General features: G+C 51.8%; 12 protein-coding genes. 10 read left to right on the forward strand and 2 right to left on the reverse strand.

Translation table 11 applies throughout. The annotated features are described in order from the left end of the window. Positions 1–4 precede the first annotated feature (4 nt). The gene (locus EHN07_RS15850; RefSeq protein ID WP_124025025.1) at positions 5–802 is read left to right on the forward strand and encodes a metal-dependent hydrolase; all 798 of its coding nucleotides are present in this window, start codon (positions 5–7) and stop codon (positions 800–802) included. Positions 803–1,099: 297 nt separating this feature from the next. Next, a complete protein-coding gene (gene ptsG, locus EHN07_RS15855) occupies positions 1,100–2,533 on the forward strand; it encodes a PTS glucose transporter subunit IIBC (protein WP_124025026.1) in 1,434 nt (477 codons plus the stop codon). 164 nt (positions 2,534–2,697) lie between these two features. On the opposite strand, the gene fhuE is transcribed toward ptsG, so the two are convergent. After that, complete coding sequence (fhuE, locus tag EHN07_RS15860; RefSeq protein WP_124025034.1) at positions 2,698–4,887, reverse strand: ferric-rhodotorulic acid/ferric-coprogen receptor FhuE; 2,190 nt, start codon at positions 4,885–4,887, stop codon at positions 2,698–2,700. A 359-nt stretch (positions 4,888–5,246) separates the two neighbouring features. On the opposite strand from fhuE, the gene hinT reads away from it, so the two are divergent. From hinT to EHN07_RS15900, 8 genes are all read left to right on the forward strand, one after another. Further along, positions 5,247–5,603 carry a purine nucleoside phosphoramidase gene (gene hinT, locus EHN07_RS15865; RefSeq protein WP_124025027.1) on the forward strand — a complete coding sequence of 119 codons (357 nt, stop codon included), beginning with the start codon at positions 5,247–5,249 and terminating at the stop codon, positions 5,601–5,603. Between the two features lie 4 nt (positions 5,604–5,607). Then, positions 5,608–5,982, forward strand: coding sequence for a YcfL family putative periplasmic lipoprotein (locus EHN07_RS15870; RefSeq protein WP_124025028.1), 375 nt, complete (start codon positions 5,608–5,610; stop codon positions 5,980–5,982). 55 nt (positions 5,983–6,037) lie between these two features. Beyond that, positions 6,038–6,634, forward strand: a complete 597-nt coding sequence (lpoB, locus tag EHN07_RS15875) for a penicillin-binding protein activator LpoB (protein ID WP_425267199.1) — start codon at positions 6,038–6,040, stop codon at positions 6,632–6,634. Next, positions 6,612–7,442: a thiamine kinase gene (thiK, locus tag EHN07_RS15880; RefSeq protein ID WP_244202420.1), complete on the forward strand. Its 831-nt coding sequence runs from the start codon at positions 6,612–6,614 to the stop codon at positions 7,440–7,442. The genes lpoB and thiK overlap by 23 nt, the downstream gene beginning before the upstream one ends. 15 nt (positions 7,443–7,457) lie before the next feature. Continuing rightward, positions 7,458–8,483, forward strand: coding sequence for a beta-N-acetylhexosaminidase (gene nagZ, locus EHN07_RS15885; RefSeq protein ID WP_124025030.1), 1,026 nt, complete (start codon positions 7,458–7,460; stop codon positions 8,481–8,483). Between the two features lie 42 nt (positions 8,484–8,525). Continuing rightward, complete coding sequence (ycfP, locus tag EHN07_RS15890; RefSeq protein WP_124025031.1) at positions 8,526–9,068, forward strand: alpha/beta hydrolase YcfP; 543 nt, start codon at positions 8,526–8,528, stop codon at positions 9,066–9,068. Between the two features lie 226 nt (positions 9,069–9,294). Continuing rightward, complete coding sequence (locus tag EHN07_RS15895) at positions 9,295–10,599, forward strand: NAD(P)/FAD-dependent oxidoreductase (RefSeq protein WP_124025032.1); 1,305 nt, start codon at positions 9,295–9,297, stop codon at positions 10,597–10,599. Between the two features lie 216 nt (positions 10,600–10,815). Then, positions 10,816–11,352: a glycine zipper 2TM domain-containing protein gene (locus EHN07_RS15900; protein WP_124025033.1), complete on the forward strand. Its 537-nt coding sequence runs from the start codon at positions 10,816–10,818 to the stop codon at positions 11,350–11,352. Positions 11,353–11,632: 280 nt separating this feature from the next. Here EHN07_RS15900 and EHN07_RS15905 read toward each other — a convergent pair. Next, positions 11,633–11,742: YdgH/BhsA/McbA family protein (locus EHN07_RS15905; RefSeq protein WP_148085476.1), on the reverse strand; the 110-nt coding region annotated here is incomplete at its 5' end.

An 11,742-nucleotide genomic window follows, 5' to 3' on the forward strand; every position in this document is an offset into this window, starting at 1 on the left:
CTGTATGTTCCTGGTTGACTCACATTGCCATCTTGATGGCCTCGATTATCAATCCCTGCACAAAAACGTTGATGACGTACTGGAAAAGGCCGCCGCGCGCGATGTGAAATTCTGCCTTGCCGTTGCCACTACGCTCGACGGATATCGCAATATGCGCCAGCTGGTTGGCGAGCGTCACAATGTCGCTTACTCATGTGGCGTGCACCCGCTCAACCAGGATGAAGAATATGATGTTGAAGAGCTTCGTCGTCTGGCTGCCGATAGCTGCGTGGTGGCGATGGGGGAGACCGGGCTGGATTATTTCTATACCCCTGAAACCAAACCGCGCCAGCAGGAATCTTTTCGCCACCATATTCAGATTGGCCGTGAACTTAATAAACCGGTGATTGTGCATACGCGTGATGCGCGCGCCGATACGCTGGCGATTCTGCGTGAAGAGAAAGTGACAGACTGCGGTGGGGTACTACACTGTTTTACAGAAGACAGAGAAACGGCTGGAAAATTGCTCGATATGGGCTTTTACATCTCTTTCTCCGGTATTGTGACCTTCCGCAATGCCGAACAGCTCAGGGATGCGGCGCGTTATGTGCCACTGGATCGCATCCTGGTGGAAACAGACTCACCTTACCTTGCGCCTGTGCCACACCGCGGCAAGGAAAACCAGCCGGCAATGACGCGCGATGTGGCGGAATATATGGCGGTACTGAAAGGGGTTTCACTTGAGGAGCTGGCCGTTGCGACGACAAAAAACTTCGCCACACTGTTCCATATTCCGGACTTTCGCCTGCAATCCGCCTGCTAAAACAGACTTATTTTAAAGCTCGTAATTAATGATCATAGCGAGTAAAGTGCAACGCCATAAAAATGGTGTTGTGAAACTTTTTTGTAACATTCAGATGCGCATAATGTAAATTTATGAAAGATTTCCCTATGGCCTTTAGATAAATGTGATAGCCATCAAACAAAATTTCATTGATTTATTTTACTCTGCGTAATAAATCAAAGGGCACTTAGATGCCTGGATAGGGACCGGATCTCCCCCCGGTCCGATGCGCATAACGCGTAAAAAAAGCACAAATACTCAGGAGCACTCTCAATTATGTTTAAGAATGCATTTGCTAACCTGCAAAAGGTGGGTAAATCGCTGATGCTGCCAGTATCCGTACTGCCAATCGCAGGTATCCTGCTGGGCGTCGGTTCTGCAAACTTCAGCTGGCTACCAGCCGTGGTTTCTCATGTTATGGCGGAAGCAGGCGGTTCGGTATTCGCCAATATGCCGCTGATTTTTGCTATCGGTGTGGCATTGGGCTTCACAAATAACGATGGCGTTTCTGCATTAGCCTCTGTGGTTGCCTACGGCATCATGGTGAAAACCATGGCGGTTGTAGCACCTCTGGTACTGCATATTCCTGCGGAAGAGATCGCAGCAAAACACCTGGCGGATACCGGTGTTCTGGGCGGTATCATCTCGGGTGCCATTGCAGCCTACATGTTTAACCGTTTCTACCGCATCAAGCTGCCAGAATACCTGGGCTTCTTTGCGGGCAAACGTTTCGTACCGATCATCTCTGGTCTGGCTGCGATCTTCATGGGCGTGGTGCTGTCCTTCATCTGGCCGCCAATCGGTACGGCTATTCAGACCTTCTCTCAGTGGGCTGCTTACCAGAACCCGGTTGTGGCATTCGGCATCTACGGCTTCGTAGAGCGCTGCCTGGTACCGTTCGGTCTGCACCACATCTGGAACGTTCCATTCCAGATGCAGATTGGCGAGTACACCAACGCAGCAGGTCAGGTATTCCACGGCGATATCCCACGTTACATGGCAGGCGACCCAACCGCGGGCAAACTGTCTGGTGGCTTCCTGTTTAAAATGTACGGTCTGCCAGCTGCCGCTATCGCAATCTGGCACTCAGCGAAACCTGAGAACCGTGCAAAAGTCGGCGGGATCATGGTTTCCGCGGCGCTGACCTCGTTCCTGACCGGTATTACCGAGCCAATCGAGTTCTCCTTCATGTTCGTTGCTCCAATCCTGTACATCATCCACGCGGTGTTGGCAGGTCTGGCGTTCCCGATCTGTATCCTGCTGGGTATGCGTGACGGTACTTCCTTCTCACACGGTCTGATTGACTTCATCGTGCTGAGCGGAAACAGCAGCAAACTGTGGCTGTTCCCAATCGTTGGCCTGTGCTACGCCGCGATTTACTACACCGTATTCCGCGTGCTGATCAAAGCACTTGACCTGAAAACGCCAGGCCGTGAAGAGGCAACATCAGAAACCTCTACCACTTCCACCAGCGAAATGGCACCCGCTCTGGTTAGCGCTTTCGGCGGTAAAGAAAACATCACTAACCTGGATGCGTGTATTACCCGTCTGCGCGTTAGCGTGGCCGACATCTCTAAAGTCGACCAGGCTGGCCTGAAGAAATTGGGTGCAGCAGGTGTGGTTGTCGCGGGTTCAGGCGTTCAGGCCATCTTCGGTACTAAATCCGATAACCTGAAAACTGAAATGGATGAGTGGATCCGTAACAGCTAAGAAAGATGTTGGGGAGAACTAAGGGAGGCCATTGGCCTCCCTTTTTTACATCCTTCAAGTTGCAGAAGGATTGGCTGCTGGCTGCAACTTGAAGTATGAAGGTTAAGGTTTTAAGCACTGAATTTGTAGGGCGGATAAGCTTGCGTCATCCGCCCTGGTATTTGCTAGAAAGCGTAATTAGCACTTATAGAGAAGTTACGCGGCGCACCGTAAACAATGGATCGGCTGTCAACGTTGGTGTCGTAGGTTTTGTCGAATAAATTATCGAGATTAGCCTGTACTGATAATGCTTTGGTGACTTGATAACGGGCAAACAAATCTACTAACGCGTAGCTACCTTGTTCCGAACGGAAAGTTCCGCCAGGTACTGCAACATCCGCCCACACATGGTCTTGCCAGTTAACGCCGCCACCTACAGTCAGCTCACGCAGCGTTGGAATGCGGTAGCTGGTGAATAACTTAACCGAAGTACGCGGCAGGTTGGGGTTAACGGCTTTACCCTCGCTGTCTTCTGCAACATAGCGTGTTGCACCAAATGTCATCTGCCAATCGTCGGTTAGCGCACCGTTAATCTCAAACTCTACCCCTTTACTCACGGTGCCATCAGCTTCACGGTAGGCAGTTTCACCGTTGCTGCCAGGAATGACCATACCGGTTGATTGCGCAAGGTTATCTTGTTCAATACGGAAAATGGCAAGAGAAGAGGTCAGGCGGCTATTCATCCAGTCCGACTTCACACCGGCTTCATAGTTATTACCGGTGATGGGAGTGAGGTAGTTTCCTTGCTCATTACGCTCGGTTTGTGGCTTGAAGACTGAGGTATAACTTGCGTAAGTTGACCAGTCATCATTAATATCAAATACCACACCGGCATAAGGCGAGGTGTTATTTTTCTCAAGTTCCTGGGTTAGCGTATGCAGATTATATTTGGTGTAACGCGCACCAACAATCACGTGCAAAGGATCGGCGAGAGTAATACGGGTTGCCATATAAGCTGACTTCTGGCGTACCGTATCTTCCTGAGCAAGGCTTAGCGGTTTCCAGTTGGTTTCCGGGAAGTTGCCGTTATAGTCATTGTAATGGCCTAACTGAGTGTCGCTGACGTTTTCCCAGGAGCTGTAGTAGAGATTGTTCTGTTTGGTGTAGCTGGTGCCAATCATGAGTTCATGCTGGTGACCAAAGAGTTCATAAGAGCCATTGGCAAAGGTATCAAGAGCATCAACTTTGCGTTTTCCGGTGTTATAGCCAGTACCGCCGACGTAAGGATAGAATGCGCCATAAGGGCTAACCATCATGCCGGTATTCTTATCCACCAGCCCATCCAGGTATATCTGTTTGCTCTCGAGATTCGTTTCCGTATGCGTGCCATTCATTGTCAACTGCCAGTCATTGCCCAGCTTTTGTTTTAGAGTGACGAAAGTACGCTGTGATTCTTTGTCATTGTAAGCCCAATCTGGTGCCGTGCTGTAGCTGCGGTCCGGATCTGTTTTACTGCCATCGGTGTACCAGCGTGGAATACCGCCCCAGGTTGGGCTATTAACATGGGTTTCCTGATAGTCATAACCAACCGACAGGCTGGTGGCTTCGGTCAAATCAGCATCCAACACGCCATAGAAGAATTTTTTCTTCTGGTTATATCGGTCAAGCCAGCTGTCATTGTCCTGATAACCCGCGACCATACGGCCGCGAATATTACCGTTTTCGGTTAATGGTGTAGACATATCAGCGACATAACGCTGTTTATTCCAGCTACCGTACTCCGCCGATACATTTGTTGCAAATTCACGACTCTCGGCGTGTTTGCGCACCATATTCACGGCGGCAGAAGGATTACCTGAACCGGTCATCAGACCATTAGCACCCCGGACCACTTCAATTTGCTGATACATCGCGGTATCGGTCAGCGCATCGCCCAGGTTCCAGCGCGATTCAAACAGCGTTGGGATGCCATCGACCAGATAATTGTCTATCAAAAAGCCGCGTGAGTAAAAGTTGCTGCGGTCGGAGTCGGCAACATTTTCTGATACGCCAGTGGTATTTTTCAGCACGTCGCCTAATGACTCAAGCTTTTGGTCCTGCATGCGCTGTTCACTGATGATGCTAACGGACTGTGGAATATCGCGAGGTACCAGCAGCATTTTGGTTCCGCTGGTGGTGGTTTTAACACTGTAATCCTGATCTTCAGCATCCGGTGTGTTGGATGCTGAGCCCTCGACAACTAGCGTTTCTTCTGCTTTTTGCGTGGCGGAAAACGCGGTAGCAGGCATAAGTGCAAAAGCGATACAGGAAGCCAGCAGCGAAATGGTGCTGGCAGGCGCGCGCAGCCCATCCCTGGAGTGAACGGTTAAAGACATCATAAACCCTTAATCAACTATTTGAATTGTCGTCTCAGCACCCATGAAATCCGGTAGCTGAATACCTCGTATTTGACAGATATCACACGAATAAAAATGCTAATGAGAAATATACTCATTCATATGTGATGTGTAAACATTTGTTAATCTGTAAATGAAATAAGGTTTTAATTATGCGGGCACCCTGAGCGGGCAACGGCCGGCGCGTCAGTAATGAAAATCAAATAAAGAAATAGCGGGTTAAGGTTGAAAGAGCATCAGTAACTCGCTCATACTCTTACGTTATGCCTTTTCAGGCTGCCGCGGCAGCGATTTGATGGGGCAAAAATAGCCAGCAATTAATGAATAAAGGTAACGTCATGGCCGAAGAAACTATTTTCAGTAAAATTATCCGTCGCGAAATTCCGGCAGATATCGTTTATCAGGATGAGTTAGTTACCGCTTTCCGTGACATATCGCCACAGGCGCCCACCCATATTCTTATTATTCCTAATCTGCTGATCCCGACGGTCAATCACGTAACCACCGAGCATGAGCTGGCCCTGGGGCGTATGTTGACCGTAGCGGCTAAAATTGCCCAGCAAGAGGGGATTGCAGAAGACGGCTACCGTCTGATCATGAATTGCAATCGTCATGGCGGACAAGAGGTTTACCATATCCACATGCATCTGTTGGGTGGCCGTGTGCTGGGGCCAATGCTGGCACATAAAGGATAAATTGATGAAAATTAACCCGCGGCTCATGCTGCTGGCGGTGATATTGCTGGCCGGATGTAGCTCCCGACCGGCGATTCCCGTCAACGACGGACAAACGCTGGTGATGGAGGCCTCGGTACTGGCGGCGGGAATCAGTGCGGAAAAACCTGAAATTTCAACTGACAACGGTGCGACTGTGACGCGCAGCCAGCTCTATAATGAACAGTCGAAGCCCGTTATCATCAGCTATCGTTTTTACTGGTATGACGCAAAAGGGCTTGAGATTCATCCACTTGAACAACCGCGCACCGTTACGCTACCGGCAAAATCCAGCGTTTCGGTGTCATCTATCGCCAGTTATCCAGACGCACGTAAAGTCCGTCTTTATCTCTCTTTATAAGGGGTGAATTTTGATTAAGGGAATCCATCGATATCTGGTCATTCTCGCTGCAGCGATGATTTTATCAGGGTGTATTAATCGTGGTGAAGCACCAGCACCTGTGGAAGAGGTAAAACCTGTTCCGCAGCAGCCGGTTCCACCACAGCCCACCGTGCCTACGGTGCCAACCGTGCCGCCACAGCCTGGCCCGATTGAGCAGCCACAGCCGACTATTCCGGCCACCCCGAAAGTCCGTCACTATGACTGGGGCAGCACCATGCAGCCGATGGTCGATAAAATGCTGCAGGCCGATGGCGTGAGCGCGGGTGGGGTTCTGCTGGTTGATAGCGTCAATAACCACACCAACGGTTCGCTGCAAACCAGCAAGGCGACAGAAGCCCTGCGCGGGGCGCTGGCAAATAATGGCAAGTTTACCCTTGTTTCCGCGCAGCAGCTTTCACTGGCGAAACAGCAGCTGGGGTTATCACCGCAGGACAGCCTCGGCTCGCGCAGTAAAGCGATTGGCATCGCCCGCAACGTTGGTGCGCAATACGTGCTTTACAGCAACGCCAGCGGCAACGTGAATGCCCCAATGCTGAAAATGCAGCTGATGCTGGTGCAGACAGGCGAAATTATCTGGTCAGGAAGCGGTGCGGTACAACAAACGCAATAGGTCAACGCTGCAAAGCGTGATTGAAAAGCATCTTCCGGCGGCTCAGGCCGCCGGTTGTTTTTCTCATCTTCAGGGATTAAGCGGCGGCAGCCTGCATTTTAAAATAGGCGCACAAGAGTATGTCGCCCGACATCAGCTTGAATCGCCGATGCCCGGCGTTTCGCTCCACAGACAGTATCACGCGTTGCAGCGTGTTGCGCCGGGGATCGGGCCGCGCCCCATTTGCCTGGCTGAGGGCTGGCTTATCGTCGAATGGCTTGGCGGAGAGGTGAAATCGCAGCTTCCCTCACTGCAAACGCTGACGTCGTTGCTGTATGATCTGCACCGGCAACGCGGCTTTGGCTGGCGGATCAGCCTGTTGCCGCTGCTTGACTATTACTGGCAGCACGCGGCACCTGAGCGAAGAACGGTGAGCTGGCTGCGCAGGCTTAAAAAAATGAAGCGGCAAGGCGAGCCTGCGCCACTGCGCCTTGCGCCGCTGCATATGGACGTCCATGCCGGGAATCTGGTGCATCAGCCTTCAGGTATCAAGCTTATCGACTGGGAATATGCCGGTGACGGCGATGTGGCTCTGGAGCTGGCGGCCACTGCGCTGGCGAATCATATCGACAGCGAGCCGCTGGTGGATGCCTACGCACAATTGAGCCACCTTTCGCCGCATAAGTTAAGCCGTCAGGTTGCACGTTGGCAGCCGTGGGTCATGATGCTGATGGCCTCCTGGTATGAGTGCCGTTGGGTACAAACCCAGGACAGAACATTTATAGCGCTTGCAGAGGAGGCCTGGAGCCTGCTGCGGGAGCAGAATTAATCAAGAGAGGTAGATGTGGGCCCGGTAATGTTAGATGTGGCAGGCTTTGAGCTGGATGCCGAAGAGCGCGAAATTCTTCAGCACCCGCTGGTGGGTGGGCTGATTTTGTTTACCCGCAACTATCACGACCCGGAGCAATTGCGGGAGCTGGTACGCCAGATCCGTGAAGCCTCCCGCAATCGTCTGGTGGTCGCCGTTGACCAGGAAGGCGGCCGGGTGCAGCGCTTTCGTGACGGGTTTACCCGTTTGCCGGCCGCCCAGTCTTTTGCCGCCATTCATGGGCTGGAGCAGGGGGGCAAGCTGGCACAGCAGGCGGGCTGGTTAATGGCAAGCGAAATGATTGCCATGGATATCGACATCAGCTTTGCGCCCGTGCTGGATATCGGTCATATCAGCGCCGCCATCGGTGAGCGTTCATACCATGAAGATCCGCGCAAGGCGTTGGCAATGGCGAGTTGTTTTATCGACGGTATGCACGCCGCAGGCATGAAAACGACCGGTAAACATTTCCCCGGCCATGGTGCCGTGACGGCGGACTCCCATAAAGAAACGCCGCAAGACCCGCGTGAAGAAGCGCTGATTCGTGAACACGATATGCAGATCTTCCGCACGCTGATTAGCGAAAATAAACTCGATGCCATAATGCCGGCGCACGTGATTTATAGTGATGTTGACCCGCTTCCGGCGAGCGGTTCGCCGCACTGGCTGAAAACCGTGTTACGTGGGGAGCTCGGCTTTAACGGCGTGATCTTCTCGGACGATTTGTCGATGGAAGGGGCGGCCGTTATGGGCAGCTATGCCCAACGCGGGCAGGCATCGCTTGATGCAGGTTGCGATATGATCCTGGTCTGCAATAATCGTAATGGTGCGGTTAGCGTGTTAGATAACCTGTCGCCGGTCAAAGCAGAGCGTGTTACAGGTTTGTATCATAAAGCTTCATTTACCCGTCAGGAGCTGATGTCGTCAGCGCGCTGGAAGGAAGCAAAGCAGCAGCTTGAGGCGCTGCATGAGCAGTGGCAAGCCCACAAGGCGGGTCTTTAACTCCCCGGGCCAAACGGCCTGAATTGGTGTGGTGAGGATGCAATGATTATCTATTTACACGGTTTCGACTCCAACAGTCCCGGTAACCATGAAAAGGTGCTGCAACTCCAGTTTATCGATCCCGACGTGCGGCTTATCAGCTACAGCACGCGGCATCCGAAACACGATATGCAGCACCTGCTCAAAGAAGTCGACAAGATGCTGCAGCTCAGCGTCGATGAGCGCCCGCTGATTTGTGGCGTGGGTCTGGGGGGCTTCTGGGCCGAACGGATCGGTTTTTTGTGTGATATTCGCCAGGTGATTTTTAATCCGAACCTGTTCCCGCAGGAAAATATGGAAGGAAAAATCGACCGGCCTGAGGAGTACAGCGATATTGCGACCAAGTGTGTGCAAAACTTCCGTGAGAAAAACCGCGATCGCTGCCTGGCTATTTTGTCGCGCAATGACGAAGCGCTGGATAACGTGCGCGCCGCAGAACTGCTTCATCCCTACTATGAAATCGTATGGGATCGGGAACAGGGCCATAAATTCAAAAACATCTCACCGCATCTGCAGCGTATAAAAGCCTTTAAAACATTGGGCTAAATTAGGTGTTAAAGAGTGCTTTTCAAAAGGGTCAGCCATCGGCTGGCCCTTTTTGTTTATCTTTCCAGCAGAAAAATTTGATGCATATCAATTTTGGTATGACCAATACACCATCCATGTTATTCTTTGGTCACATTAGTGCGTTTGTTTGGGTAACTTGTTGTTAATTAAATGCTATTTTTATAACCTTTAATTAACAATTGGTTAATATTTTAAGGGGGTCACTTTGACTACGCCATTAAGAAAGATTGTCATTGTCGGTGGTGGTGCTGGCGGACTTGAACTGGCCACTCAGTTAGGTAAAAAACTGGGTCGTGGTAAGCAAGCGAAGGTTACGCTTATCGATCGCAACCACAGCCATTTATGGAAGCCGCTGTTGCATGAAGTGGCAACCGGCTCACTGGATGAAGGCGTTGATGCGCTGAGCTACCTGGCTCACGCTCGTAACCATCATTTCCAGTTCCAGCTTGGTTCGGTGGTTGATATTAATCGCGAAAGCAAAACGCTGACGCTCGCCGAGCTGCGTGACGACAAAGGCGAGCTGCTGGTTCCCGAGCGCAAGGTTCCTTACGACACTTTAGTGATGGCGTTAGGCAGCACCTCAAACGACTTCAACACGCCGGGCGTGAAAGACCATTGCATCTTCCTGGATAACCCGCATCAGGCGCGGCGCTTCCACTCCGAAATGCTGAATCTGTTCCTTAAATACTCTGCAAATCTCGGAGCCAGCGGCAAAGTGAATATCGCCATCGTCGGCGGCGGCGCGACCGGGGTGGAACTCTCGGCTGAGCTGCATAACGCGGTAAAACAGCTGCACAGCTACGGTTACAAAGGCCTGACTAACGAAGCGTTGAACGTCACGCTGGTGGAGGCGGGCGAGCGTATTCTGCCCGCGTTGCCGCCGCGTATTTCTGCCGCGGCGCATAGCGAACTGACCAAACTCGGGGTGCGCGTTCTGACGCAAACCATGGTGACATCTGCTGATGCAGGCGGCCTGAACACCAAAGACGGCGAATATATCGCCGCGGATCTGATGGTGTGGGCGGCAGGTATCAAAGCCCCGGACTTTATGAAAGATATTGGAGGACTGGAAACTAACCGCATTAACCAGTTAGTGACCGAGCCTACGCTGCAAACCACGCGCGATCCCGATATCTATGCGATTGGTGACTGTGCTTCATGCGCGCGCCCTGAAGGCGGCTTCGTGCCTCCGCGCGCGCAGGCTGCACACCAGATGGCCTCGCTGGTGCTGAGCAATATTCAGGCGCAGATGAAAGATAAGCCGCTGAAATCTTATGTTTATAAGGATCACGGTTCTCTGGTTTCGCTCTCAAGATTCTCAACGGTCGGCAGCCTGATGGGCAACCTGATGCGCGGTTCGATGATGGTAGAAGGGCGCATGGCGCGTTTTGTCTACATCTCGCTGTATCGTATGCACCAGGTCGCCCTGCATGGTTACTTTAAAACCGGCCTGATGATGCTGGTGGGCAGTATCAACCGCGTGATTCGTCCACGTTTAAAACTGCACTAATCCTCTCCTGGTTCTGCCTGCAAACCCGGTTTCACGCCGGGTTTCTCCCCCGCTAAAGCAGCATAAAAATCTATAAATGAGCGATTGATGCTTAGGATTTCTCTCAAACGTATAGCTTCTATCGGCGATTCAGCACTTTTCATCCGTTGTCTGATTGGTGAAAAAAGCGCTTCTGTTGCAAGATTGTAAGCAATTGCACAATCAGGAGGATGTCCTGTGAATAAATCAATGTTAGCGGGTATAGGTATCGGCGTGGCCGCAGCACTGGGTGTGGCGGCGGTTGCCAGCATGAATGTTTTTGACCGTGGCCCTCAGTTCGCACAGGTGGTGTCAGCGACGCCGATTAAGGAAACCATTAAAACACCGCGCCAGGAGTGCCGAAATGTTACGGTGACGCATCGTCGCCCGGTGCAGGATGAAAACCGTATTCTTGGTTCTGCGCTAGGGGCGGTTGCCGGTGGCGTGATTGGCCATCAGTTTGGCGGCGGGCGCGGTAAAGACGTTGCAACGGTGGCAGGCGCACTAGGCGGCGGTTACGCAGGCCACCAGGTGCAGGGGGCGATGCAGGAGCGTGATACCTACACCACGACCCAGCAGAAATGCAAAACCGTCTACGACAAATCAGAAAAAATGCTCGGTTACGACGTGACCTACCGCATTGGCGAGCAGCAGGGCAAAATCCGCATGGATAAAGATCCGGGCACCCAGATCCCGCTCAATGATAACGGCCAGCTAGTGCTGAATAAAATGTAACGCATAATACTCAAGCCCCTTTTAATAATAGGGGCTTGAGATTGCTGACAAAGAAAGGAAAAACGTGGTTTTCCTTTCTTGTGGTGATCAGCGTGGTGATCAGCCGAAAATCAATAAATTGATTTTCCTTGTTTTTTTAGTGATGGTCCATGTTCGTTTTGCGAAAGTCATGGGGTTTGCCATCAGTCTGGGCTGGCGTATTGCTCACAGGGTGGGGTTTTCTATGTCGTTATGGTGTTCCTGGTGTTAACGCGCGATGTCAATGCCTCGCTGCATTCGCTTACCGGTAGAGCTCGGCGCTGACATGCATATTGCCGTTGCTACCGGGTTCTCTCATCAGTATTGAGCGGTAGTATCTGGCGGCGTGCCGCTCCGCTATCGTCATTGATC

This window comes from Buttiauxella warmboldiae (genome assembly GCF_003818135.1).
Classification (GTDB): domain Bacteria; phylum Pseudomonadota; class Gammaproteobacteria; order Enterobacterales; family Enterobacteriaceae; genus Buttiauxella; species Buttiauxella warmboldiae.

Coding starts and splice junctions, on each gene's coding strand:
- hinT (WP_124025027.1), top strand. CDS start 5,247: ATGGCCGAAGAAACTATTTTCAGTAAAATTATCCGTCGCGAAATTCCG.
- lpoB (WP_425267199.1), top strand. CDS start 6,038: ATGATTTTATCAGGGTGTATTAATCGTGGTGAAGCACCAGCACCTGTG.
- EHN07_RS15850 (WP_124025025.1), top strand. CDS start 5: ATGTTCCTGGTTGACTCACATTGCCATCTTGATGGCCTCGATTATCAA.
- ptsG (WP_124025026.1), top strand. CDS start 1,100: ATGTTTAAGAATGCATTTGCTAACCTGCAAAAGGTGGGTAAATCGCTG.
- EHN07_RS15870 (WP_124025028.1), top strand. CDS start 5,608: ATGAAAATTAACCCGCGGCTCATGCTGCTGGCGGTGATATTGCTGGCC.
- ycfP (WP_124025031.1), top strand. CDS start 8,526: ATGATTATCTATTTACACGGTTTCGACTCCAACAGTCCCGGTAACCAT.
- fhuE (WP_124025034.1), bottom strand. CDS start 4,887: ATGTCTTTAACCGTTCACTCCAGGGATGGGCTGCGCGCGCCTGCCAGC.